23 protein-coding genes and 1 tRNA gene are annotated in these 23,535 nt (G+C 60.1%); 15 read left to right on the forward strand and 9 right to left on the reverse strand.

The genetic code is table 11. The features are described 5' to 3' along the window. The first annotated feature begins 216 nt into the window (after positions 1-216). The 4 genes from ACQUTG_RS02945 (at position 217) to trmL (ending at position 3,872) form a co-directional block, all read left to right on the forward strand. Positions 217-1,341, forward strand: a complete 1,125-nt coding sequence (locus tag ACQUTG_RS02945) for a multifunctional CCA tRNA nucleotidyl transferase/2'3'-cyclic phosphodiesterase/2'nucleotidase/phosphatase (protein WP_428917959.1) — start codon at positions 217-219, stop codon at positions 1,339-1,341. An 8-nt stretch (positions 1,342-1,349) separates the two neighbouring features. After that, on the forward strand, positions 1,350-2,096 hold the full coding sequence (locus ACQUTG_RS02950; protein WP_428917960.1) for a pteridine reductase: 747 nt from the start codon (positions 1,350-1,352) through the stop codon (positions 2,094-2,096). 127 nt (positions 2,097-2,223) lie between these two features. Continuing rightward, positions 2,224-3,402 (forward strand): acetyl-CoA C-acetyltransferase, encoded by a 1,179-nt coding sequence (locus tag ACQUTG_RS02955; protein ID WP_428917961.1) that lies wholly within the window; start codon positions 2,224-2,226, stop codon positions 3,400-3,402. A 5-nt stretch (positions 3,403-3,407) separates the two neighbouring features. After that, positions 3,408-3,872 (forward strand): tRNA (uridine(34)/cytosine(34)/5-carboxymethylaminomethyluridine(34)-2'-O)-methyltransferase TrmL, encoded by a 465-nt coding sequence (trmL, locus tag ACQUTG_RS02960; RefSeq protein WP_428917962.1) that lies wholly within the window; start codon positions 3,408-3,410, stop codon positions 3,870-3,872. 135 nt (positions 3,873-4,007) lie between these two features. On the opposite strand, the gene secB is transcribed toward trmL, so the two are convergent. Next, positions 4,008-4,508, reverse strand: a complete 501-nt coding sequence (secB, locus tag ACQUTG_RS02965; RefSeq protein WP_343811889.1) for a protein-export chaperone SecB — start codon at positions 4,506-4,508, stop codon at positions 4,008-4,010. A 165-nt stretch (positions 4,509-4,673) separates the two neighbouring features. Next, positions 4,674-5,090: a rhodanese-like domain-containing protein gene (locus tag ACQUTG_RS02970; protein WP_428917963.1), complete on the reverse strand. Its 417-nt coding sequence runs from the start codon at positions 5,088-5,090 to the stop codon at positions 4,674-4,676. 148 nt (positions 5,091-5,238) lie between these two features. Between ACQUTG_RS02970 and gpmM the strand changes: the two genes are divergently transcribed. The 4 genes from gpmM to ACQUTG_RS02990 all read left to right on the forward strand — a co-directional run bounded on the left by gpmM (position 5,239) and on the right by ACQUTG_RS02990 (position 10,352). Next, a complete protein-coding gene (gene gpmM / locus ACQUTG_RS02975; protein WP_428917964.1) occupies positions 5,239-6,786 on the forward strand; it encodes a 2,3-bisphosphoglycerate-independent phosphoglycerate mutase in 1,548 nt (515 codons plus the stop codon). Between the two features lie 17 nt (positions 6,787-6,803). Beyond that, on the forward strand, positions 6,804-7,946 hold the full coding sequence (locus ACQUTG_RS02980; RefSeq protein WP_428917965.1) for a murein hydrolase activator EnvC family protein: 1,143 nt from the start codon (positions 6,804-6,806) through the stop codon (positions 7,944-7,946). Positions 7,947-8,052: 106 nt separating this feature from the next. Beyond that, positions 8,053-9,465: a S41 family peptidase gene (locus ACQUTG_RS02985; protein ID WP_428917966.1), complete on the forward strand. Its 1,413-nt coding sequence runs from the start codon at positions 8,053-8,055 to the stop codon at positions 9,463-9,465. Positions 9,466-9,479: 14 nt separating this feature from the next. Then, entirely contained in the window at positions 9,480-10,352 is an 873-nt protein-coding gene (locus tag ACQUTG_RS02990; protein WP_428918450.1) for a divergent polysaccharide deacetylase family protein, read from the forward strand. A gap of 78 nt (positions 10,353-10,430) precedes the next feature. On the opposite strand, the gene hisF is transcribed toward ACQUTG_RS02990, so the two are convergent. The 5 genes from hisF to ACQUTG_RS03015 form a co-directional block, all read right to left on the reverse strand. Next, a complete protein-coding gene (gene hisF, locus ACQUTG_RS02995) occupies positions 10,431-11,204 on the reverse strand; it encodes an imidazole glycerol phosphate synthase subunit HisF (RefSeq protein ID WP_428917967.1) in 774 nt (257 codons plus the stop codon). Between the two features lie 10 nt (positions 11,205-11,214). Further along, positions 11,215-11,952, reverse strand: a complete 738-nt coding sequence (gene hisA, locus ACQUTG_RS03000; protein WP_428917968.1) for a 1-(5-phosphoribosyl)-5-[(5-phosphoribosylamino)methylideneamino]imidazole-4-carboxamide isomerase — start codon at positions 11,950-11,952, stop codon at positions 11,215-11,217. A gap of 37 nt (positions 11,953-11,989) precedes the next feature. After that, positions 11,990-12,628: an imidazole glycerol phosphate synthase subunit HisH gene (hisH, locus tag ACQUTG_RS03005; protein WP_428918451.1), complete on the reverse strand. Its 639-nt coding sequence runs from the start codon at positions 12,626-12,628 to the stop codon at positions 11,990-11,992. Between the two features lie 30 nt (positions 12,629-12,658). Beyond that, on the reverse strand, positions 12,659-13,252 hold the full coding sequence (hisB, locus tag ACQUTG_RS03010) for an imidazoleglycerol-phosphate dehydratase HisB (protein WP_428917969.1): 594 nt from the start codon (positions 13,250-13,252) through the stop codon (positions 12,659-12,661). Between the two features lie 107 nt (positions 13,253-13,359). Further along, positions 13,360-13,821 carry an SRPBCC family protein gene (locus tag ACQUTG_RS03015; RefSeq protein WP_428917970.1) on the reverse strand — a complete coding sequence of 154 codons (462 nt, stop codon included), beginning with the start codon at positions 13,819-13,821 and terminating at the stop codon, positions 13,360-13,362. Between the two features lie 208 nt (positions 13,822-14,029). Between ACQUTG_RS03015 and ACQUTG_RS03020 the strand changes: the two genes are divergently transcribed. The 6 genes from ACQUTG_RS03020 to ACQUTG_RS03045 all read left to right on the forward strand — a co-directional run bounded on the left by ACQUTG_RS03020 (position 14,030) and on the right by ACQUTG_RS03045 (position 20,307). Beyond that, the gene (locus tag ACQUTG_RS03020; protein WP_428917971.1) at positions 14,030-16,228 is read left to right on the forward strand and encodes an AsmA family protein; all 2,199 of its coding nucleotides are present in this window, start codon (positions 14,030-14,032) and stop codon (positions 16,226-16,228) included. Then, complete coding sequence (gene mutY, locus ACQUTG_RS03025; protein WP_428917972.1) at positions 16,228-17,292, forward strand: A/G-specific adenine glycosylase; 1,065 nt, start codon at positions 16,228-16,230, stop codon at positions 17,290-17,292. Before ACQUTG_RS03020 ends, mutY begins: the two co-directional genes overlap by 1 nt. A gap of 65 nt (positions 17,293-17,357) precedes the next feature. Further along, the gene (locus ACQUTG_RS03030; RefSeq protein ID WP_428917973.1) at positions 17,358-17,630 is read left to right on the forward strand and encodes an oxidative damage protection protein; all 273 of its coding nucleotides are present in this window, start codon (positions 17,358-17,360) and stop codon (positions 17,628-17,630) included. Positions 17,631-17,750: 120 nt separating this feature from the next. Further along, positions 17,751-17,826: transfer RNA gene (locus tag ACQUTG_RS03035), tRNA-Phe, on the forward strand. Positions 17,827-18,040: 214 nt separating this feature from the next. After that, positions 18,041-19,282, forward strand: coding sequence for an MFS transporter (locus ACQUTG_RS03040; protein WP_428917974.1), 1,242 nt, complete (start codon positions 18,041-18,043; stop codon positions 19,280-19,282). A gap of 59 nt (positions 19,283-19,341) precedes the next feature. Then, positions 19,342-20,307, forward strand: a complete 966-nt coding sequence (locus ACQUTG_RS03045) for a calcium/sodium antiporter (protein ID WP_428917975.1) — start codon at positions 19,342-19,344, stop codon at positions 20,305-20,307. 40 nt (positions 20,308-20,347) lie between these two features. Here ACQUTG_RS03045 and ACQUTG_RS03050 read toward each other — a convergent pair whose 3' ends face one another. Then, on the reverse strand, positions 20,348-20,608 hold the full coding sequence (locus ACQUTG_RS03050) for a hypothetical protein (RefSeq protein ID WP_428917976.1): 261 nt from the start codon (positions 20,606-20,608) through the stop codon (positions 20,348-20,350). Positions 20,609-21,023: 415 nt separating this feature from the next. On the opposite strand from ACQUTG_RS03050, the gene ACQUTG_RS03055 reads away from it, so the two are divergent. Beyond that, positions 21,024-22,595, forward strand: coding sequence for a hypothetical protein (locus ACQUTG_RS03055; protein ID WP_428917977.1), 1,572 nt, complete (start codon positions 21,024-21,026; stop codon positions 22,593-22,595). A 61-nt stretch (positions 22,596-22,656) separates the two neighbouring features. Here ACQUTG_RS03055 and ACQUTG_RS03060 read toward each other — a convergent pair whose 3' ends face one another. Next, on the reverse strand, positions 22,657-23,415 hold the full coding sequence (locus ACQUTG_RS03060; protein ID WP_428917978.1) for a ParA family protein: 759 nt from the start codon (positions 23,413-23,415) through the stop codon (positions 22,657-22,659). Between the last annotated feature and the right edge of the window lie 120 nt (positions 23,416-23,535).

Genomic DNA, 23,535 nt, shown 5'->3' on the forward strand with positions numbered 1-23,535 from the left:
CGTTTTGGACGCCAACCTCCGTGCATGACTAAAGCTGGGGTCAGAAGAAGGTGTTCTTCAGACCCCTGAGCCAGACGCCACCCCCTGAGTCGGATCGGGGTCTGATGAAGGCGTTCATCTGACCCCCTTTTTCACGTCCACTCCCCCCCCATTTGCTTACCATCCTCCCACGCCGGATAATCCCCCAACACCCGAACCAAAACCAAGGGCTTTTCCATGCAAACCTACCTGGTTGGCGGCGCTGTCCGTGACGAACTGCTGGGCATTGACGTCAAGGATCGTGACTGGGTGGTGGTCGGCGCCACCCCGGACGAAATGCTGGCCAAGGGCTTCAAGCAGGTGGGTGCGGACTTTCCGGTTTTCCTGCATCCGCGAACCCGTGAGGAATATGCCCTGGCCCGCACCGAGCGCAAGCAGGGCCGGGGCTACCATGGTTTCAGTGTCTACAGCGCTCCCGACGTCACCCTCGAGGAAGATCTCAAACGCCGGGATCTGACCATCAACGCCATGGCGAGGGATGAGCGGGGTGAACTGGTGGATCCCTTCCATGGCCTTGAAGATCTGCAAGCGCGGCAACTGCGCCATGTTTCACTGGCATTTTCGGAAGACCCGTTGCGCATACTACGCACCGCCCGTTTTGCCGCCCGCTTCCAGCCCATGGGATTCGAGGTGCATCCGGAGACCATGGCACTGATGCGCCAGATGGTGGCCGAGGGCGAGGTGGACCACCTGGTACCGGAGCGGGTATGGCAGGAGGTCCGGCGGGCCCTGCACGAACAGGAACCCGGAACCTTTTTCGAAGTACTCCGGGACTGCCGTGCCCTATCCATACTGATCCCGGAACTGGCTGACGATGAAACTCTGGCCACAGCACTGTCCGCACTTCGAAGTGTGGCCCGGCAAGACACCAGCACCGAACAACGCTTTGCCGCCGTCCTTTTGCCACTCTCTTCGGAGCAGGCACTCACTCGCGCGGAAGCCATGAAAGCTCCCAACGATTGTCGGGATCTGGCCAGGCTGGCCTGCCATTTCAAAACCGCGCTGGCTGATTTATCCTCAAACGAAGACCCAACCGCTTCGGCGCTGCTCGAACTGCTGGACTATGCCGACCTCTGGCGCCGGGGAGCGCGTTTCGAGGCGCTGTTGCAAGTACTGGACTATGCCCTGCCCGAAGATCTCAGGGCCCGGGTACAGGCCCTGCAGATCGCCGCCCGGGCAGCCGCCGGCGTCAATCCCAGGGAATTCCTGGCACAGGGATTCAAGGGCAAGGCCCTGGGTGAGGCAATCCGGGCAGAGCGGCTCAAGCGTATAGAACAGGCATTGCCCGCATTCAACAGCTGAGGACAGACATGACTGACAACGCGCCCGTTGCACTGGTTACCGGTTCCGCCCACCGCCTGGGGGCCCGCACTGCCGAAATGCTGCATGACCGAGGCTGGAACCTGGTAGTTCACTACCGGACCCGGCAAACCCAGGCGACGGCGCTGACCGAGAATCTCAACGAGGCACGCCCCGGCTCGGCCATCTGCCTGCAAGCCGACCTGACCCGGATGGACGACGTCCACCGTCTCGGCAAAGAGGCGCTCGCCCACTGGGGGCGCCTGGATGGGCTGGTCAACAATGCGTCGGTGTTCTACCCCACCCCCAATGGCGAGGCCATGTACGAAGACTGGGACCGGATCATGAACACCAACCTGCGCGCGCCCTTTTTCCTGCTGCAGACCTGCCTGACCGCACTGAAAAACGCCCGCGGCAGCGTCGTCAACCTGATCGACATTTACAGCGAGAAGCCCCTGAGCAACCACCCGTTGTACTGCGCCAGCAAGGCCGGTCTGGCGGCCCTGACCCGATCCTGGGCCAAGGACCTGGCCCCGAATGTCCGGGTCAACGGGGTGTCGCCGGGTGCGATTCTCTGGCCGGAAAACGACGGCGCTATCGACCGGAGCTACCAGAAGGCCATTGTCGAGAAGACCCCGCTGGCCACCACCGGCAATCCCGACGACATCGCCAGCATGGTGATTTTCCTCATGTGTGACGCCCCGTTTGTGACCGGGCAGATCATCTCTGTCGATGGCGGCCGCAGCCTGAACATGTAATCTCCGTTCGAGCGCCTGGAGGTGCCCGGACTTTGGCCCGTCATAGCTTTCCGGATACAATGCCGGCAGTTTTCCATCCCAGAGCGCGGGGCTGGTGTCCCGCGCCAGTAGATACCGGAGAGATTCCATGCGTGATGTCGTCATTGTTGCCGCCAAACGGACTGCCGTCGGAAGTTTTGGCAGAGGCCTGTCCACCCTGAGCGCTGACCAGCTCGGTACTGCCGTGCTCAAGGCCCTGCTCGAGGAAACCGGTGTCGCCGGCGACCAGGTCAACGAGGTGGTACTTGGCCAGGTACTGACCGCTGGCTGTGGCCAGAATCCGGCGCGCCAGGCGGCAATCCATGCAGGCATCCCGGCTTCCGTGCCAGCCATGACCATCAACAAGGTCTGCGGCTCCGGACTCAAGGCCGTGCATATGGCCGTCCAGGCCATCCGCTGCGGGGATGCCGAGCTGATGATTGCCGGCGGCCAGGAAAGCATGAGCCAGGCACCCCATGTACTGCCCAACAGCCGTAACGGTCAACGCATGGGCAACTGGACCATGATCGACACCATGATCAAGGATGGCCTGTGGGACGCCTTCAACGATTACCACATGGGCATCACCGCCGAGAATGTCGTCGAGAAATACGGCATCAGCCGCGAGGAACAGGACGCCTTTGCAGCGGCTTCCCAGCAGAAAGCCGTGGCCGCCCAGAAGGCCGGCTACTTCGACGGTCAGATCGTTCCGATCACCATCCCCCAGAGGAAGGGGGACCCTCTGGTGGTGGACAAGGACGAAGGCCCCCGGGATGGCGTGACCGCTGAAAGCCTGTCCAAGCTCCGCCCGGCATTCAAGAAGGATGGTACAGTCAGCGCCGGCAACGCCTCCTCCCTGAACGATGGCGCCGCGGCTGTCATGGTGTGCAGCGCAGAGAAAGCGAAGGAGCTGGGCCTGACCCCGATTGCCACCATCAAAGCCCACGCCAATGCCGGCGTGGAACCGACCATCATGGGTACAGGCCCGATTCCAGCGAGTCAGCGCTGCCTGAAACTGGCCGGCTGGAGCGTGGATGACCTGGACCTGGTCGAGGCCAACGAGGCCTTCGCCGCCCAGGCCATTTCTGTCAACCGGGACCTGGGTTGGGATACTGACAAGGTAAACGTGAATGGCGGCGCCATTGCCATCGGCCACCCCATTGGCGCCTCCGGCTGCCGCATCCTGGTTTCCCTGCTGCATGAAATGGTGCGCCGTGATGTCCACAAGGGCCTGGCGACCCTGTGCATCGGCGGCGGCATGGGCGTGGCCCTCGCGGTGGAACGCTAAGCCCGATGCTCCATGTGGTGCTGTATGAGCCGGAGATTCCACCCAACACCGGCAACATCATCCGGCTCTGCGCCAACACCGGCTGCCAGCTGCATCTGATCGAGCCCCTGGGGTTCACCCTGGAAGACAAACAGATGCGGCGGGCCGGGCTGGATTACAGCGAGTACGCCACCGTCAAGGTGCATGCCAGCTACCAGGCATTTCTGGAAACCGAACAACCCTCACGACTGTTCGGACTGACCACCAAGGGCAGCCGGTTCTATCACGAAGTGAGCTACCAGGATGGTGACTACCTGATGTTCGGCCCGGAAACCCGGGGCCTGCCAGTGGAAGTGCGTGAAAGCCTGCCGGAAGCCCACCGGATCAGGGTGCCCATGCGGCCCGAGAGCCGGAGTTTGAATCTGTCGAATACGGCGGCGCTGGTGGTTTACGAAGCCTGGAGGCAGCTGGAGTTTAGCGGCGGGGTTTGACGGAAATGAAGATGGGGTCAGATGAAGGCTTTCATCTGACCCCGGAGTTCGGCGCTGACCTTTGGCTCAGGGGTTCGATGGTAACTCGGGGGTCTGATGAACACGTTCATCTGACCCCATCTTCAATGAACCCGCTTAGTGAGCCTGCTGCTCCCCAGCCCCTTCGCCAGCACCCTCTTCCTGCTTGCGCTTCAGCGCCTGGGCATAGATGGCGTCGAAGTTGACCGGAGCCAGCATCAGAGCCGGGAAAGAACCCTTGGCAACCACGTTATCGATAGACTCGCGGGCATAGGGGAACAGGATGGTCGGACAGTAGGCACCGAGCATCTGGCCCAGTTGAGCACCTTCGATGCCCTGAACCAGGAACACACCGGCCTGCTGGATTTCCACGATGTAGGCGACTTTCTCACCGATCTTGGTGGTGACGGTCAGGGACAGGACCACTTCGTACTGGTTGTCGCTCACCTTGTTATGGGACGTGTTCAGGTCCAGGTTCACCTGGGGCTTCCACTGTTCCTGGAAGACCAGCGGTGCGTTCGGCGACTCGAACGACAGATCCTTCACATAGATACGCTGAAGGGCAAACTGGGGTTGGTTCTGGTTTTCATTGCCTGCGGCTTGCTGATTCTCAGCCATGTTCGGTCCTTTGTGCTCTTGGTGGGCGTTGGGCCCGGTTATTGTCTGTTTTGAAAATGGGGTCAGAAGAAGGCTTTCTTCTGACCCCTTGTTAAACTCATGCCGGCTCCGGCGAAGGTCAAACAGTGCGGCAGATCGGGCCCGAGATCAAGGCCCGGGGCGCTGTTACTTTTTCACCAGTGGGAGGTTGCTGGCCTTCCAGTCACTGATACCGCCGTTGAGGCGCACCACGTTGGTGAAGCCCTCGGCGTTGAGCTGCTTGACCGCCATGGCGGAGTGCTGGCCCATCTTGTCGGCAACAATGATCTGCTTGTCTTTGAACTTGTTGAGCTCGGAGGCACGGCTCTTCAGGCTGTTCAGGGGAATATTGACGGAGCCGGTGATGCGGCCTTCGCCGAATTCCTTGCGGTCACGGATGTCCACCACAACGGCCTCGTCCTTGTTAATCAGGTTGACTGCCGCCTGGGCAGATACCTTGGCACCACCACGGCGAGCCTCCAGGATCAGGATCGCCACCAGGAAGGCGACAAACAGCGACACCAGAATGTAGTGATTGACAACGAATTCGAACAAGCGGTCCATGAAAATACCCTGAAAATTTGTTTGGCGGGATTATACACACCCAGCCTGCTGCAAAGAAGGCAGCCCCCTCTCCATGGCTTGCGCGAATGAAAACGGTTACAATCTGACCTTCTCTTTTATCAAGTTTTCCAACCAACCGGATGATGTGATGACCGCGACGCGCAAGCCGACTGCACTGATTATCCTGGACGGCTGGGGTTACCGTGACCCCGCCGAAGACAATGCCATCAGCAATGCCAACACCCCCTTCTGGGATCAGTTGTGGGCCAACCAGCCCAAAACGCTGATCAACACGTCGGGCATGTTCGTGGGGCTGCCGAAGGGGCAGATGGGTAATTCCGAGGTCGGGCACATGAACCTCGGGGCCGGTCGCGTGGTCTACCAAAGCCTCACCCGGATCGACAAGGATCTCGAGGACGGCACCTTCCAGGAAAATGAAGTCCTGTGCGCCGCCATCGACAAGGCAGTAGGTAATGGCCGCGCCGTGCATCTGATGGGCCTGATGTCTCCGGGTGGTGTGCACAGCCATGAGGAACACATCCTGGCGGCAGCTGAACTCGCCGCCAGCCGTGGCGCCAAAGAAGTCTATATCCATGCTTTCCTGGACGGCCGCGATATGCCGCCCCAGAGCGCCAAACCTTCCCTGGAAAAGGCCGCCGCCAAGCTCAGGGAGCTGGGAGTCGGCCGGGTGGCAACCATCGTGGGGCGTTATTTCGCCATGGACCGGGACAACCGCTGGGATCGTGTCGAGGCGGCCTACAACGCCATGACCCTGGGTGAGGCCGATTTCACCGCAACCGATCCGGTTACAGCACTGGCGCAGGCCTACGAGCGGGGCGAGAATGATGAGTTCGTCAAGCCAACCCATATCCAGGCTCCCGGTGAACCGGACGGCACCATCAACGATGGCGACACGGTTCTTTTCATGAACTTCCGCGCCGACCGCGCCCGGGAAATGACCCGCACCTTCGTGGACAAAGAGTTCGAGGGCTTCGAGCGCCGCAAACACCCGGAGCTGGCTGATTTCGTGATGCTTACGGAGTACGCCGCAGACATCAAGACTTCCTGCGCCTACCCCCCCGAGCAGCTGACCAACGGCCTGGGCGAATACATGGCCAAGCAGGGCAAGACCCAGCTGCGCATCGCCGAAACCGAGAAGTACGCTCATGTGACCTTCTTCTTCAACGGCGGCGTGGAAACTCCGTTTGAGGGCGAGGACCGCATCCTGGTGCCCTCCCCGAAAGTGGCCACCTACGACCTCCAGCCGGAAATGAGCGCTCCTGAGGTTACCGACAAGCTGGTTGAAGCCATCAAAAGCGGCAAGTACGACCTGGTGGTGTGCAACTACGCCAATGGCGATATGGTCGGCCATACCGGCAAACTCGACGCCGCTATCAAGGCCGCCGAGTGCCTGGACCAGTGCGTCAAACGGGTCGTTGAGGCGCTCGACGAAGTCGGTGGCGAAGCACTGATCACCGCCGACCACGGCAATTGCGAGCAGATGACCGACCCGAACTCCGGCCAGGTCCACACGGCTCATACCATCGGCCCGGTGCCGCTGGTCTACACCGGCCACCGAAAAGTCCACCTCAACGACGACGGCAGCCTCAGCGATGTGGCTCCGTCCCTGCTGACCCTGATGGGTCTGGAGAAGCCCGAGGAAATGACCGGGCACAGCCTGGTCGAGCTGGACTGACCCGGCTCGCCTTGGCCTTGAAACCGCTACTCGCCCTGGCACTCGCCCTCAGTCTTGGTCTGGGGGCAGTGCCGGTTCAGGCCCAACAGCAGGAGGTTACCCCTGCACAGATCGAGGACCTCAAGGAACGCATTGAGGACATCGACGAGTGGCTGGCTGATGCCGAAGAAGACCGTTCCGAGCTGGAACAACAACTGGCAGCCACCGAGCGCCGCATCGGCGAACTGACCCGCGAACGCCGGAGCCTGCGCGAGAAGGCCGAGCAGCAACAACGGCAGCTGCAGGAACTGGAACAGCAGGAAGCCTCCCTCAAGGAGACCCTCGGGCGCCAGCGCGAAAGCCTGAAGCAACAGATCCGTTCCGCCTGGATGGAAGGGGACGCTCCCGCCGTAAAGGTATTGCTCAACGAGATCGACCCGGACCAGATGGCCCGGACCATGACCTACTACGAGTATCTCAGCCGAAATACGGTTGAGCGGCTCGAAGCCTTCCAGAGAAGCCTCCGGGAGCTGAGGCAGACCCAGGCCAGGGTTGCCGTGACACGGGCCGAACTGACCGACACCGAAGCCACCCTCAGCAAGCGTCAGCAAGAGCTGTCGGCCTCCCGCAAGGAACGGGAACGGACCCTGGCAGCACTGAAAACCGAAATCCAGAGCCGCCGCAGCGAACGGGATGAACTGGAAGCCGACCGGAAACGCCTGGAAAAGCTGCTCGAGGAGGTCCAGCAGGCTATTGCCAGCATTCCCGCACCCAACGAATCCCAGCCCTTCCGGTCACTGAAGAACAAGCTGCCCTGGCCGGTCAAAGGCAAGGTGATCAGTAACTATGGCGACCGCTATGCCGACGGCAAGCTTCGCCGCAACGGCCTCCTCATCAGCACCAGCGAAGAGGCGCAGGTCAAGGCCATCCATTACGGCCGGGTGGTTTTTGCCAACTGGCTCCGGGGATTTGGCCTGATCACCATCATTGATCATGGCGATGGCTACATGACACTCTACGGCCATAGCAGCAGCCTGTTCACCAGCCCGGGCGACTGGGTAGCGGCCGGCGAGACCATTGCTGTGGCGGGCCAGACCGGCGGTACCGACGCGCCCGCGCTGTACTTTGAAGTCCGACATAATGGCAAACCGGATAACCCGCAACGCTGGTTGGCAAACTGAGGCTCCGGTGCGCCCACTCAAGGGCTGACAAACGGCGCAGCTGACGCCATACTGTCGTGAATCAGGGAAATACGTCCAACTAGTGGAAACAAAACGGGATATATTGATGAAACGGGTCAGAAGTACACTTCCGCCAAGGGTTTTACGCAAACTCACGCTCGCTACCTGTTTCATGACCGCATCGAGCCTGGCCTTTGCCCAGGATCCACAGTCCGAGGAGTTGCTGGAAGGGATCCAGAATGGAGAAAAGGTAGAAATCACCCTGCCCGATCCGGAAAAACAGCTCCCGCTGGACGACCTGCGTAAATTCACCGAAGTGTTCAGCCGCATCAAGGATGCCTACGTCGAGGAGGTCTCCGACCAGCAACTGCTTGAAAGCGCCATCAAGGGTATGCTGTCCGACCTCGACCCGCACTCCACCTACCTTGCCCCCAAGGATTACGAAGAACTGGAGGAAAGCACCTCCGGTGAATTCGGCGGCCTCGGCATTGAAGTGGGTATGGAAAACGGCTTCGTAAAAGTCATCGCTCCCATCGACGATACCCCCGCCCAGAAAGCCGGCGTTCAGGCCGGTGACCTGATCATCAAACTGGACGAGAAACCGGTCAAGGGCATGTCCCTGGAAGAGGCGGTGCAGCTGATGCGTGGCAAGCCCGGCACCGTGCTGACACTTACCATCATGCGCGAGGGCGAGAGCGCCCCGATCGAGATTGATGTCACCCGGGATATCATCAAGGTCACCAGCGTGAAGTCCCGTATGCTGGATAACGGTTACGGTTACCTTCGCATCACCCAGTTCCAGGCCGACACCGGCGGCCAGTTCCAGGATGCCCTGAAGAAACTCGAGACCGAGCACGGCGCCGACCTCGACGGCCTGGTCATCGACTTGCGCAACAATCCGGGCGGTGTGCTGCAAGCCGCAGTGGAAACGGCCGACGCCCTGCTCGACGGCGGCCTTATCGTCTACACCGAGGGCCGGATCCAGAGTTCACGGCTGCGCTTCAGCGCCAAGTCCGGAGACGTCATGGCCAATACGCCGATTGTGGTTCTGATCAACGGCGGCTCCGCATCGGCGTCCGAAATCCTGGCCGGCGCCCTTCAGGATCACGAGCGGGCCGTGATCATGGGCACCCAATCCTTCGGCAAGGGTAGTGTCCAGACCGTCATCCCCCTGGATGAAACCCACGCCATCAAGATGACCACTGCCCGCTACTACACCCCGGACGGCCGCTCCATCCAGGCCACCGGCATCAAGCCGGACATCGTGGTGCGGCCGGCGGAGCTGACTGAACTCGACGGCCAGCCATTCTTTACCGAAGCGGACCTCAGCGGCCACCTGGAAGGCCAGAACGAGGACAAAGGCAAGGCCAGGGAACAGGACCGTTCAGGCGAGCAGGAGCCGGACACGGTCTCCATGGTCGAGCGTGATTATCAGCTACGCTCCGCGCTGAACCTTCTGAAGGGTATGAACATTCTGAACCGCAGGGGTAAAACCTCCGGGGAAGGAAGCGGCGAGTGAGCCTGATTCGTTACCTGTTCCTCGCAGTTGCAAGCCTTGCCGCGACAAGCGCAACTGCGCAGGAGATTCCCCGGGAGCTGCCACCCACCATCGCCATCATTATTGATGATATGGGGCACAACCTTCAGGAAGGTCGGCGGCTGGTCAACATGGACCAGCCCCTGACCCTCGCCTTCCTGCCCTACCGGCGCTTCACCGAACAGCTGGCCACAATGGCGCACCGGCAGAACAAGGAAATCATGCTGCATGCCCCCATGGCCAACACCCAGAATTTCAGCCTCGGCGCCGGCGGGCTCACCCCAGACATGGATGAACACACCCTGAGCCAGACCCTGCGTCGCTCGCTGCAGTCCATCCCCTTTGTCAGTGGCGTCAACAACCACATGGGCAGCCTGTTGACCCAAAAGCTGGAAGCAATGGACTGGGTGATGAAAGAGCTGGACAAGTACCCGGTGTACTTCGTGGACAGCCGCACCATCGCCTCATCCGTCGCCGGTGATGTTGCCACCGCGTACCAGATACCTAACGTGACCCGGGATGTGTTCCTGGACCACGAGCAGACCGAAGCGTTTGTCGATCGCCAATTCAAGCTGCTGATCAAGCGCGCCAAAGAGAATGGCAGCGCCGTTGGTATCGGCCATCCGCACAAGGTCACCGTGGATTACCTGGAGAAGCATCTGCCGCTGCTGGACGAGCAGGGTATTGCTATCGCCACCGTGAGCGGGCTATGGGCCATGCGCAACGGGAACCGGGAGATGTTTGCAGAGGGGGAGAAGCAGGCGATTCGGCCGGCTTATGCGGGTAGGGTTAAGCTGGGGTCAGATGAAGGCTTTCATCAGACCCTTGGGGATGTGACCCCGGAGGACAGTGAATATGGGGTCAGATGAAAGCTTTCATCAGACCCCTGGGGTAGACGAACTTGGGGTCTGAAGAAAGCCTTCTTCTGACCCCATTTTCAGGCTTACCTAATCCCGAACTTCGATCCCCTGCGCCTTCATAAACGCCTTCGCCTCGGGAATCGTATGCTGCCCGAAGTGGAAAATGGAGGCGGCCAACACCGCATCCGCGCCCCCTTTGGTCACACCATCTGCCAGGTGCTGAAGCTCTCCGACACCGCCTGAAGCGATCACCGGCACCGCCACCGCATCGCTGATGGCGCGGGTCAGGCCCAGGTCGAAGCCGATCTTGGTGCCGTCCCGGTCCATGCTGGTCAGTAGCAGTTCACCGGCGCCCATCTCGACCATCTTTCTGGCCCATTCCACCGCATCCAGGCCCGTGGGCTTGCGGCCGCCGTGGGTGAAAATTTCCCAGCGCGGTTCCTCGCCTTCGGCACTGACCCGCTTGGCATCGATGGCCACGACGATGCACTGGCTGCCAAACCGCTCAGCGGCTTCGCGCACGAACTCAGGATTGAACACTGCGGCAGTGTTGATGGACACCTTGTCGGCGCCGGCATTGAGCAACTTGCGGATATCCTCGACGGTACGCACGCCACCACCCACGGTCAGCGGGATAAAAACTTCCGCAGCCATGCGCTCCACCGTCTCGTAGGTGGTGTCACGGCTCTCATGGCTGGCCGTGATATCAAGGAAGGTGATTTCGTCGGCACCCTGCTCGTTGTATCGGCGGGCCACCTCGACCGGATCCCCGGCATCCCGGATATCCACGAAGTTCACACCCTTGACTACGCGGCCCTTGTCCACGTCCAGGCAGGGAATGATGCGTTTTGCCAGTCCCATGCTAACTCCCTCAGCCGTTCAGGCTGTCGCAAAAGGCCTGGGCCTCGGCCACATCCAGGGTGCCCTCGTAGATGGCACGGCCAGTGATGGCGCCGAGGATGCCCTTGTCCGCCACTTCCGCCAGGCGTTTGAGATCATCCATATTAGTTACGCCGCCGGAGGCGATGACCGGAATGCCACCCTCTTCCGCCAGCTTCGCGGTGGCCTCCACGTTCACGCCCTGCATCATGCCGTCGCGGCTGATGTCGGTGTAGACGATGGCCTCAACGCCGTCGTTGGCGAAACGCTTGGCCAGATCCACGGCCATGACTTCGGAGACTTCCGCCCAGCCATCGGTGGCCACCCGACCGTCTTTGGCATCCAGGCCGACAATGATATGGCCAGGGAAGCGCTTGCACATCTCGGTTACGAACTCCGGCTCTTTCACCGCCTTGGTGCCGATGATCACCCACTGAACGCCAGCCTTCAGATAGGCCTCAATGGTTTCAGCAGAGCGGATGCCACCCCCGATCTGGATCGGCAGATCCGGATACTTCCTGGCAATGGCCTGCACAATCTCGCCGTTGACCGGCTCACCGGCAAAGGCACCGTTCAGGTCCACCAGGTGCAAACGACGGGCGCCGGCGTCCACCCAGCGGGTGGCCATCTCGACCGGGTCATCACCGAAGACGGTGGAATCGTCCATCCGGCCCTGGCGCAGGCGTACACATTTGCCGTCTTTGAGATCAATGGCGGGGATAATCAGCATAGAGCAATGTCCGTGTAGTTCGTTCTGATGGCCGGCGTTACTTGCCGGACCAGTCCACAAAATTTTTCAGCAGCTGCAGGCCCGCCCGGGCACTTTTCTCCGGGTGGAACTGCACCGCAAAGATGTTATCGCGGGCAACCGCTGCCGCCAGGTCGACACCGTAATGGGTTCGGCCGGCCATGTCGGCATTGCCCTCGGCCTCCGCGTAATAGCTGTGCACGAAGTAGAAGCGGTCGCCGTCGGGAATGTTGTGCCAGAGCGGATGATCGATGGTCTGGAAGACTTCGTTCCAGCCCATGTGCGGTACCTTCAGGCGCTGGCCATTTTCCACCAGGTTATCGCCGAAATAGCGAACCTCCGACGGGAACAGGTCAATACAGTCGACGCCGTTATTCTCTTCACTGCGGGACATCAGCGCCTGCATGCCGACACAGATACCGAGGAAGGGACGATCCCGGGACACTTCCCGGACCAGGGTATCCACCTCCAGCCGGCGAATCTCCGCCATACAGTCACGGATGGCTCCGACGCCGGGCAGGATGACATGGTCCGCCTCCCGGATCTGGTCGGCGTTATCGGTCACCAGGACGGTGACATCCGGGGCAACATGCTCCACCGCCTTGCGGGCGGAATGAAGGTTCCCCATACCGTAGTCGATGATGGCAACGGTTTTCATGGTCAAATGCGATGTCCTGTTGGTGACCGGTTACAGCGAGCCCTTGGTGGACGGGGTAATTCCCGCCATGCGCTCGTCCATCTCAATCGCCATGCGCAGGGCACGGCCGAAGGCCTTGAACACTGTTTCAATCTGGTGGTGGGTGTTCTTGCCCTTCAGATTGTCGATGTGCAGGGTCACCATGGAGTGATTGACGAAACCGTGGAAGAATTCCTCGAACAGGTCCACGTCAAAACCGCCTACAGAGGAGCGGGTATAGGGCACATCCATGGACAGGCCCGGGCGGCCGGACAGGTCGATCACGACACGGGACAAGGCTTCATCGAGCGGCACATAGGCGTGGCCGTAGCGACGAATGCCTTTCTTGTCACCCACCGCCTGCTTGAAAGCCTGGCCCAGGGTAATGCCGATGTCTTCCACTGTGTGGTGATCGTCAATGTGCAGGTCGCCCTTGGAGACAATGTTGAGATCGACCAGCCCGTGGCGGGCGATCTGATCCATCATGTGCTCCAGGAACGGAACACCGGTGTCAAAGCTGGACTTGCCGGTGCCGTCGAGATCGATCTCGACAGTAATCTGTGTTTCGAGGGTATTGCGTTCTACGCGAGCCTTACGTTCGGCCATGGAGACTCCGTCGTCATAAACCGGCTTGGTGCCGAAAACAATTTGTTTGCGGATTATACCTTTTATGCCCGCCGGAGTCCCGCAACCGCATCAATGACCCTGATAGCTCAGAACGCCTTCTTGAGGTTGTTCATGTAGGTATCCACAAGGCTGTTGAACTCGTGCTTGATCACCGGGCTGATGGCCAGTTTGAGCAGACTGGGCAGGGGCACGGTCAGCTCCGCACGGGTGCGGAATTTCACCTTGGTGGCATCGTCGCCGTTGGCCGTCAGGGTCCAGGAACCGCTCACCACGCCGTTACCCTCGCCCTTGATCGGCTCCCAGGTAATCTTGCCGGCGTCCTTGTCCGAGTAGTATTTACAGGCATAGACGGACTGGATGGCGTGCTTGTCCACGCCGACTTTCTCCATTTCCCAGCGATAGCTGTTGTCGCCCAGGTCGGTCAGCTTGTCGACTTTCGGGAAATGACTGGCGGAACGCGGTACGTCGGCCAGCAACTCAAAGACTTCGTCGTAACCGGCGGGGATCTCCAGATCGCGGTTCAACTCGATCGACACAGTAATTGCCACAGCCCACTCCTTCTTGTCTTTATAAACTGTCTGCGGAGGCCGAATGGCCCCTCACGGGGAAAATCAGGGGGAGTATTTTGGCCTATCACTACACCATTGTCATACTCCTGCGCTGTTAATTTGTTAACCCTGCGTTATCCTTAACTTTATTAGCCAGGGGATTCGCCCTCAAGCTCCCGATGCTCACCGGAACAAGGAAGCCCTGATCATGAAAGCTGTTCGTTACCTCCTGATCGCCATTGTTGCCATTATCATCCTGGCAGTAGTGGCCATCGCGATCGCCATGGCGGTCATCGATCCGAACGACTACAAGCCTCAGATCGAAAAGGCCGTGGAGCAGCAGACCAACCTGGATCTGCAGCTGGAAGGTGATATCGGCTGGTCCTTCATCCCCCTCGGCCTGGAGCTCAACAATGTGAGCGCCAACCTTGAGGAAGAGCGTTTCGTGGCCCTCGACCAGTTGGTAGCACAGGTGGATTTCTGGTCCCTGATTGCCATGTCGCCCCGGGTGAACACGTTTGTACTGGACGGCCTGGAAGCCAACCTGGAAGTCAACGAGCAGGGCGAAGGCAACTGGACCCGGATCATGCGTGAACCTGCGCAGGCTGCCGATGGAACACAGGCACCGGCAGAGCAGCCGGCCGAACAGCCGCAAGAAGAAGCGCAGACCGCTTCGGGCGGAGAGCCGCTGAACTTCAACGTGGAAAACGTCCAGATCAGCAATGCCCAGGTGAATTACACCGACAACAGCACCGGCCAGGCGGTCACCCTCGAAAACTTTGCCGTCAACGCCAGTGACATCACCCTGGGTTCCGAGTTTCCGCTGGAAGTCAGCTTCCAGGTGGATACCGCCAAACCACAGCTCAAGGTTGATGGCAGCATCAATGCCCGGCTGACCGCCAACGAGGCTCTCAATGACTTCGCCGTCTCCGGACTCAAGGCCGTGTTCGACATGAGCGGCGAGCCGTTCGGTGGCAAATCCGTTACTGCCGAGCTGGCCGGTTCAGCCAGGGCCAACCTCGAAAACGAGACCGCGACGCTCTCCGGATTCTCCGCCAGCCTGGCCAACCTTAACCTCACTACTGATCTCGAGGTTCAGGGCTTCGGCGACAAACCGGCACTGAAGGGCAACCTGGCCATCCAGGAATTCTCCCTGAAAGAGCTGCTCAGCAACCTCGGCCAGTCCGCCATCGAAACCAGCGATCCCGACGTACTCAAAGCGGTCGCCTTCTCCACCGACATCGGCGGCTCACCGGGCACGGCGGCCCTGGAGAACCTCACCTTCAAGCTCGACGACACCACCTTCAACGGCTCCGGCAGTTACACCCTGGCCGATGGCGGCATAGTCTTCAATCTGCAGGGTGATGAACTCAATGCCGACCGTTACCTGCCGCCCAAGGCCGAAGGTGAGGAAGCTGCCGCCAGCGAGGAGCAGCAAACGGCAGAGGCCGGCTCCGCGGGAGGCTCAGGTTCCGCCCCGGAATCCGACCTTCTGCCGCTGGAAACCCTGCGCACCCTGCTGCTGGATGTGGACTTCGGTCTCGGCCAGCTGATCGTCAGCAACCTGACCATCAATGAAATCAAGGCCAGCACCACCGCCAAGAACGGCGTGCTCAAGGTCGACGAGTTCAGCGGCAAGATGTACGAGGGCAGCTTCGGCGCCAACGCTACCATCGATGCCCGTAACGACAACCCCAAATGGACCATCGCTTCCAACGTGACCAACGTCCAGACCCTGCCCCTGCTGACCGACCTGGCGGAAGTGGACATGCTCGGCGGCGGCGCCAACATGAAGTTGAATGCCACCACCACCGGCAACCGCATTTCCGTGCTGCGCGAGAATGCCGATGGCCAGATCAGCTTCAACCTGGCCAAGGGTGAATTCCGGCGCATGAACATGACCCGCATGGCCTGCCAGGGGATCGCCCTGGTCAACCAGGAACAGTTGACCACCACCGACTGGGGCACTACCACACCGTTCAACGACATGAGCGGCACCCTGGACATCAACGGCAACACTCTGGCCAACAAGAACCTGGTGGCCTCGCTTGCTGGCATGAAGCTGGAAGGCCAGGGCACCGTGGACATGAAGCAGACCACCATGGATTACGAGGCGGGCCTGCGCATCGTGGGCGAAGTGCACCGGGACCCGGCCTGCCGGGTGACCGAATACGTGGAAAATGTAGTGATCCCGGTGGAATGCCGTGGCAACTTCTCCGAAGACCCCGCGGGCCTGTGCTCTTTTGACGGCTCCCGCTTCCGGGACACCCTCAAGACCATCGCGGAGAACGCCGCCAAGGCGAAGGTGAAAAAAGAAGTGGACAAGGCCAAGGAAGAAGCCGAAGAAAAGGTGAAGGAAAAGATCGAGGAGAAACTGGGCGACAAGCTCAAAGGCCTGTTCCAGTAATGACCGACCGTTTCGCCGACAAGCTCCTCACCTGGTACGACCAACACGGCAGGCACGACCTGCCGTGGCACCATGATCGCAATGCCTACCGGGTCTGGGTTTCCGAGATCATGCTCCAACAGACCCAGGTGACTACCGTCATCCCCTACTTCGAGGCCTTCATGGCCCGGTTCCCGACCGTGCATGACCTCGCTAATGCTCCGGTGGATGATGTGCTCAGCCATTGGTCCGGGCTTGGTTATTACGCCCGCGCCCGCAATCTGCACAAGGCAGCACAGCAGGTGGTCGAGGAGTTTGACGGCGAGTTTCCACAGGATCCGGAAGCACTGGAATCGCTCACCGGCATCGGCCGCTCCACGGCCGCCGCCATTGCCGCCCAGGCCTTCGGCAAGCGCGCCGCCATCCTTGACGGCAACGTCAAACGGGTACTGGCCCGTTACCACGCCGTCCCCGGCTGGCCCGGCCAGACCGCCGTGCTGAACCGGCTCTGGGAACGCGCCGAGGAGCATACGCCTGACGAACGCGTCAGAGACTACACCCAGGCCATCATGGATCTGGGTGCGACAGTATGCACCCGCACCCGGCCCGACTGCGAAACCTGCCCGGTCAGCGCAGGCTGCCGGGCCTATGCGCTTGGCGAGACAACGCTTTACCCCGGCTCGAAGCCCAAGAAAGCCAAGCCGGAAAAAACCACCTGGATGGTCATCCTGGAAGACCGTGACGGCCGCATCCTCCTGGAGCGGCGACCGCCCAGTGGTATCTGGGGCGGCCTCTGGAGCCTGCCGGAACTCGACCCGGCCTACGGCCCGGAAGAGCTTCCGGAAGCCTGCGAACAGCAGCTGGGCATGAACTGTGGCGACCCGGAACTGATCAGCGGCTTCCGCCACACGTTCAGCCACTACCACCTGCACATCCAGCCCGCCCGACTGCCCGTCTCCGGCAGCACGAAGGTTGCCGACACCGGGCAACAGCGCTGGCTACACCGGGACGAGGCCCTGGCCCTGGGCCTTCCCGCCCCCATCCGCTCGCTGCTAACCGAACCGGAACAGGCCGCCCTGCTCTGAGGCGGCGGCCACCCCGCACGATCTGTTATCATTCAGCCAGATTTCACATCGACACAGGAGCCGACATGAGCCGCACCGTATTCTGTCGCAAGTACCAGAAAGAAATGGAAGGCCTCGACTTCCCGCCCATGCCCGGCGCCAAGGGCCAGGACATCTTCGATAACGTATCCAAACAGGCCTGGGAAGAATGGCAGGCCCAGCAGACCATGCTCATCAACGAAAAACACCTGAGCCTGATGGATCCAAACACCCGGAAATACCTGCAGGCGCAGATGGAGCACTTCTTCAACAACGAGCCGTTCGACCAGGCCGAAGGCTACGTTCCGCCAGAGAAATAATGGCAGTTGGTCAAGGCCTGAGCAACCCTGAAAAGATTCAGAAATTTTTGCCTGCCGGCCTTGACTCATAATCCCTAAACCGGTTTAATAGCGCCCCGTTGCAGAGCAGTACCGCAACACGCCCGGATAGCTCAGTTGGTAGAGCAGGGGATTGAAAATCCCCGTGTCGGTGGTTCGATTCCGCCTCCGGGCACCATTAAGAATTCTGACGAAGCCCGCCCTTGTGCGGGCTTTGTTGTTTCTGGGCCCCATCCCTTTTTCACCCTTCCGCTGTCCCCTCTGCGCTTGTGCTTTTGCCAATTCTGCCGATGCTTTCCCAATTGATGGCCTTTTCAGTGATTCAGCCGGAACTCAACTGACCGTATCATTGTGGCCAGCCATTTCAGGAGCCTTTGGACCACACACACTCCATGACCCAGTCAAATGTCCGCCAGACCGAGATGCCCAAGGGAATTCTGACAACCCTCCTGGCCCTGTACCTGGCCCAGGGCCTGCCATCCGGCCTGTTCGCCCACGCCCTACCCGTATTCTGGCGGGAAGCCGGCGTCTCCCTCACCTGGATTGGCGCGTTGAAACTGCTCGCATTGCCGTGGGTACTGAAGGCGTTCTGGGCGCCTTTCATTGACCGCAGCCTGATGAATGGCAAAACACCGTTCTCCTGGATACTGCGGCTGCAGTTAACCGCTGCATTGCTCCTGATCATCCTGGCATGGCTTGGCCTCGTACCCGGCAGTGCTTCCGCTCTGGTGGCTGCCGCGTTACTGGTGATGACCATCAACCTGCTGATAGCCACCCAGGACATCGTCACCGACGGCCTCGCGGTGCGCTGGATAGCCCCACACTGGCGCGGGCTGGCCAACACCATCCAGGTGGCCGGCTACAAGGTGGGCATGCTGGCTGGCGGCAGCCTGCTGTTGATTGTTGCCGGCTATCTGGAACCTGAAACCGCTCTGCTCTTGCCGGCCCTGTTGCTGGTGGCACTGCTGTTTGTGGTGGGCCGATCCAGGGGCGTGCGCAAACCTCTTTTGCTGGATGTCGCAACAGACTCAGGTAATGGTAGCTTCGGGGCTGCCTTCGTCGGGTTATGGCGCCAGCCCGGCATGGCCTTCTGGCTGCTGATGGTCATCGGCTACAAGGTGGCGGATGCCATGGGCTCGGGCATGATTCGTCCGATGCTGTCGGACGCCGGCTGGAGTTCGCAGGCCATCGGCACCTTCACCCTCATCACTACGCTTGTGGGGCTTATCGGAGCGGCTCTGGGGGGATGGCTATACACCCTGATAGGAGGTCATCGCGCCCTGATTCTGACGGGCATTGCCCAGGCATTGGCGATCATGGCATGGGTTCTGGCCACGGGACCAGCAACGGCAGTTTCAACGGTCTACGCCGTCGGCCTGGCCGAACAACTCGCCGATGGAGCATCCACCGTAGTGCTGTTCGCCATGATGATGAATGTCTGCCGAAGCCAATGGGCGGGTACCGACTTCACCGTGCAGGCTTCTATCCAGGTTGTCGCCGCCGGCTTGTTTGGAGTACTGGGCGGCCTGATTGCCGATCTGGCGGGTTACGCGGTGCTGATGATCACGGCCGGGCTGGCTGGTCTTGGGGTCGTGGGGGTCTATGCTCATCGGATAATAGGTAGAAGTATCTGATTGCTGCTTACTCGCGAATGCCTTTAAATTCGCGCGATTGAAACCCGGAGTCTGTACCCATGCTCATTGCCCTGCTCGCCATTACTTTCGGCCTCCTCCTGCTGGTCTGGAGTGCGGAACGTTTTGTGGAAGGCTCTGCCGCCACAGCTGGCTATTTCGGTATGCCGCCGCTGTTGATCGGGATGGTCGTGGTGGGGTTTGGCACGTCCGCTCCGGAGATGGTGGTCTCCGCTCTCGCCGCGTCCCAGGGGAACCCCGGACTGGCTTTGGGAAATGCCTACGGCTCGAACATCACAAACATTGCCCTGATCCTCGGCATCACTGCACTGATTGCCCCGATTGCTGTTCACTCCCAGGTGATGCGGAAAGAACTGCCGATTCTGACCGTGGTTACCCTGTTTGCGATCTGGCAACTGTTTGACGGCACGCTGAGCAGGCTGGATGCCGTGGCCCTGCTCGTAGTGTTCTTCGCTGTGCTCGGCTGGAGTATCTGGTCCGGCATGCGCACGTCGGATGACCCGATGGCGACAGAAGTAAGCGCAGAACTGGAAACTCACGCCATGCCGATTCGCAAGGCGCTGTTCTGGCTTGTGGTTGGCCTGGTGCTGCTGGTCATCAGCTCCCGCATTCTGGTCTGGGGTGCGGTGGATCTCGCCACCGCCTTTGGCGTCAGTGACCTCATCATCGGCCTGACTATCGTGGCGGTGGGCACCTCCCTGCCGGAACTGGCTTCTTCGATCATCGCTGCCCGCAAGGGTGAGCACGATCTGGCCCTGGGTAACATTCTCGGCTCAAACCTGTTCAATACCCTGGCGGTGGTTGGCATTGCTGGCCTGATCACGCCCATCGGGGTGGCCGACGAAGTGCTGGTACGTGACCTGCCAGTGATGGCCGCTCTGACCCTGGCCCTGTTCGTACTCGGATATGGTTTCCGTGGCCCGGGCAGAATCAATCGCCTGGAGGGTGCTGCCCTGGTGACGGTCTTCGCGGGTTACACCACGTACCTTCTGATAACCAATTTCTGATCGGTCTTCATTCGCCTGGCCGGGCGGACAAGGCTGAACTCTAGTTGAGCGACGCGTCCGGCCCCGGTTTGCTGCACACCTGCCAGTCCACCACATTGCCGTCCGGATCGAAGTGAACAAAGCCGGCGAATCCGTCATCGTGGACCCAGGTCTTTACGTAACCGACGACCTCGCCATCACCCTTGCAAAGATCGAACGTGGACTTGCTGTCATCAGAGGAAGCTTCGGCTTCCGTTTCGTGGGGCTGGATCGTTAGTTGGGGATCGTTGAGCGGGAAGAGTTCAAGGTGACGCGCGTTCATATGGGGCACTCCCTGATTACGAACGGTTACATTTAAATCGTGCTCTAATATAACCCAGGTGCATTACAGAAAAACTGCTCCCGATCAGTTTTCTAAGACCAATCCGGGATAAACCGTATGGTTTCAAGACAGTTTCTTTCTGAAGGCCCGGGCACCGCTTCCCCGGATTGAAACAGGCATAAAAAAACCGGGAAGCCGAACTCCCCGGTTACACGAAATGACACGATAAGAGAAAACTCAACGATGCAGATCAGAGCTTTTCTGACTGTTACTCTGCCAGCACTGCGTTTCAGATTTGTGACAGCCGGGCATCGCACCACCAGCTTGATCGACACGCTCTGATACTACAGGTTTCACATTCCTGTCACGGACATCTCCTACTCTCATGCTCTCATTTCGAAGGAGAGCTGTACTCATGTCCGGAGATTCCTCCCTGTTGGTCGAAAAACTCTGGCGCCTGAAGCGGCGCATCGATAAAGGCGCCTGTCCCGGTGTCGAGTTCGTCCACCTGAACACGTTGCTGCGCGAGCCAGCCTATCGCGCCGATGTGCTCAGGCGGGTCGAGCAGTTCGGGAACGCGGATCTCAAAGCCCTGGCCAGGGAGATCACTCTCAATGATGATGGCCAGCCCCTGATGGTGAAGGACCACACCAATCGCCAGGCTTCGGCTCAGGAAGAAGAAAAACAGGGGAAGGGATGGTTCAGGCGCAACGCTCTGTTTGCCCTGCCGGTGCTTGCGGTGGCCTTGGTTGCGGCCGGTTTTACCGCCTTTGAGAACCGTGCCGAGCGTATCGATTCGGACATCGTTCTCGACACCACTTGGAAAACCGGCAAACGCTATATCCTGGAAAAGACTGTCTATGTCGAAAACGCCCACCTCACGATCGAGCCGGGAGCGGTCATCGAAGGGGAGGATGGCTCTGCACTGGTGGTAACACCCAGCGCCAAGCTTTTCGCCCGGGGCAAGGCCGACAGCCCGGTGGTCTTCACCAGTGCCAGACCGGAAGGAGAGCGCGCCCGGGGCGACTGGGGCGGCGTGGTTCTGTTGGGCAATGCGCCCGTCAACGAACCGCAAGCGTCCATTGAGGGGCTGCCCGAGAACGAGACTCGCGGCTCTTTCGGTGGAACCAATGCCAGTCACTCCTGTGGTGTCGTCGAGTACACCCGGATCGAATTCGCCGGGTATGAAGTCTACAAGGACAACGAACTGAACGGCCTCACCCTGGGTGGCTGCGGCAATAATACAATTGTCCGCAATGTGCAGGTCCACCGGGCACTGGATGATGGCATCGAGATGTTTGGCGGTACCGTGGATCTCAAGAACATCGTGATCACCGGTGCTGGAGATGACAGCGTCGACTGGGACTGGGGCTGGCGTGGCAACGTGCAGTTCGCGGTCATCCAGCAGTACCCGGATGCCGGCGACAACGGTTTTGAGGGCGATAACAATGGCAGCAATCACGAGGCCACGCCGCGTTCCGAACCGTCGTTCTACAACGTCACCATGGTCGGCGCTGGCAACACCCAGAAGAAGCATCGCGCCATGCTGCTGCGGGAGGGTTCCGGCGGCCATTTCCATAACATGTTGATTGACAGCTACGGCATTGAGGCCCTGGATACCCGTGATGACGCCCTGTCCCTTACCAACCGCGACCACCTGAGTTTCAGCAACAACATCCTGGCCAATCTGGGGCACCTGGGACAGGTTGAACCGGAGCAGAATGACGATGATTTCGCCTTTGACGAGCAGGCCTGGATGGCCGAACCGGCCAATCGCAACGTGGCCCGGGTCGAATCGGCCCTGTTCCCGAATGCCAAGGCATCGGTCAACCCAGACTTCACTCCGAGGGTACCACTCAAGCAAATGAAAGCGACGCGCCCGCCACAAAGCGAGTTCTTTGATGAATCCGCCGATTTCGTGGGCGCTATCAGCCCGGTAGCGTCAGGCAGCTGGCTTGATGGCTGGACCGCCTTCCCGGAATCCTGATCGTTACAGCCATAACCAATGGGTGCGCCAGGGACGGCGCTTTCGGAGCATGTTTCAGGCTTTAGCCGGGTCTCCGCTTCCACAGATCCTGCCGGATTCCAGCCCATATCTGCCGGTAAACCTCAGCCGCCGGGCTATGCGGAGCCAACCGTTCCAGCGGCAACCCCTCCTCGCCCATGCGCTCCACCACGCTGGCATAGGGCACGGCCACCCCCATATTGTTCGCCAGAATTTCACTGCCCTGTTCCACGATTTCCTTGTGCAGGTTTTTCCGGCGATCCACCATGGAGAAAAAGGGGCGCAGCTTGCGGGCGCCGAGCTTCTTGTCCTTCACGAACTGCTGCAACTGGTTCCAGCTGTTCACTGCCAGCCAGGTCGGCACCACCGGCACATACACCCGGTCCGCCACTTCCAGCACCTGCTCGGTGAGTCGCGAAAGCGTGGGCGGACAATCCAGGATCACCAGGCTGGTTTCTTCCGAGAGAGGTGCAAGCATATCCCGCAGCACATTGCCGCCGGATTCCTTCTCGAGCTTGATGTCGAAGTTGCGGAAACTGGAATGAGCGGGGATGAAATCCAGCCCGGGATAGACGTCGTCATGGATGAACCTGGCGATGGGCGCCTTGCCCTCAAGCAGCTTGGATAACTTGCGCCCCTTCACCGTTTCCGCGCCTGCCAGGTAAAAACTGGAGGCGCCCTGCGGATCCAGATCCCATAACAGTGTGCGGCAGTTGTCCTGACTCGCCAGGTAGGCAATATTGACGGCCGCCGCTGTCTTGCCAACACCACCCTTGGGGCTGTAAAAAGCAATGATCCTCATTGAGGCCCGACTCCCGAACTTTCCTTGTGTAACCAGAGCGTACAGGGTAGCAGCCACACCATGGCCCTTTGTGAAGCTTTTGTTACACTGAACGCTTCGCAAGCTACGTAACACCTGAAA

Origin of the sequence: Marinobacter sp. DUT-1 (assembly GCF_050379415.1) — a bacterium.
In the GTDB taxonomy this organism is placed as follows: domain Bacteria; phylum Pseudomonadota; class Gammaproteobacteria; order Pseudomonadales; family Oleiphilaceae; genus Marinobacter.

What these genes read in the sequence shown, in the direction of transcription:
- ACQUTG_RS02945 (WP_428917959.1), top strand. Translation starts at nt 217, where the DNA reads ATGCAAACCTACCTGGTTGGCGGCGCTGTCCGTGACGAACTGCTGGGC.
- ACQUTG_RS02950 (WP_428917960.1), top strand. Translation starts at nt 1,350, where the DNA reads ATGACTGACAACGCGCCCGTTGCACTGGTTACCGGTTCCGCCCACCGC.
- ACQUTG_RS02955 (WP_428917961.1), top strand. Translation starts at nt 2,224, where the DNA reads ATGCGTGATGTCGTCATTGTTGCCGCCAAACGGACTGCCGTCGGAAGT.
- trmL (WP_428917962.1), top strand. Translation starts at nt 3,408, where the DNA reads ATGCTCCATGTGGTGCTGTATGAGCCGGAGATTCCACCCAACACCGGC.
- secB (WP_343811889.1), bottom strand. Translation starts at nt 4,508, where the DNA reads ATGGCTGAGAATCAGCAAGCCGCAGGCAATGAAAACCAGAACCAACCC.
- ACQUTG_RS02970 (WP_428917963.1), bottom strand. Translation starts at nt 5,090, where the DNA reads ATGGACCGCTTGTTCGAATTCGTTGTCAATCACTACATTCTGGTGTCG.
- gpmM (WP_428917964.1), top strand. Translation starts at nt 5,239, where the DNA reads ATGACCGCGACGCGCAAGCCGACTGCACTGATTATCCTGGACGGCTGG.
- ACQUTG_RS02985 (WP_428917966.1), top strand. Translation starts at nt 8,053, where the DNA reads ATGAAACGGGTCAGAAGTACACTTCCGCCAAGGGTTTTACGCAAACTC.
- hisF (WP_428917967.1), bottom strand. Translation starts at nt 11,204, where the DNA reads ATGGGACTGGCAAAACGCATCATTCCCTGCCTGGACGTGGACAAGGGC.
- hisA (WP_428917968.1), bottom strand. Translation starts at nt 11,952, where the DNA reads ATGCTGATTATCCCCGCCATTGATCTCAAAGACGGCAAATGTGTACGC.
- hisH (WP_428918451.1), bottom strand. Translation starts at nt 12,628, where the DNA reads ATGAAAACCGTTGCCATCATCGACTACGGTATGGGGAACCTTCATTCC.
- hisB (WP_428917969.1), bottom strand. Translation starts at nt 13,252, where the DNA reads ATGGCCGAACGTAAGGCTCGCGTAGAACGCAATACCCTCGAAACACAG.
- ACQUTG_RS03020 (WP_428917971.1), top strand. Translation starts at nt 14,030, where the DNA reads ATGAAAGCTGTTCGTTACCTCCTGATCGCCATTGTTGCCATTATCATC.
- mutY (WP_428917972.1), top strand. Translation starts at nt 16,228, where the DNA reads ATGACCGACCGTTTCGCCGACAAGCTCCTCACCTGGTACGACCAACAC.
- ACQUTG_RS03030 (WP_428917973.1), top strand. Translation starts at nt 17,358, where the DNA reads ATGAGCCGCACCGTATTCTGTCGCAAGTACCAGAAAGAAATGGAAGGC.
- ACQUTG_RS03040 (WP_428917974.1), top strand. Translation starts at nt 18,041, where the DNA reads ATGACCCAGTCAAATGTCCGCCAGACCGAGATGCCCAAGGGAATTCTG.
- ACQUTG_RS03045 (WP_428917975.1), top strand. Translation starts at nt 19,342, where the DNA reads ATGCTCATTGCCCTGCTCGCCATTACTTTCGGCCTCCTCCTGCTGGTC.
- ACQUTG_RS03050 (WP_428917976.1), bottom strand. Translation starts at nt 20,608, where the DNA reads ATGAACGCGCGTCACCTTGAACTCTTCCCGCTCAACGATCCCCAACTA.
- ACQUTG_RS03055 (WP_428917977.1), top strand. Translation starts at nt 21,024, where the DNA reads ATGTCCGGAGATTCCTCCCTGTTGGTCGAAAAACTCTGGCGCCTGAAG.
- ACQUTG_RS03060 (WP_428917978.1), bottom strand. Translation starts at nt 23,415, where the DNA reads ATGAGGATCATTGCTTTTTACAGCCCCAAGGGTGGTGTTGGCAAGACA.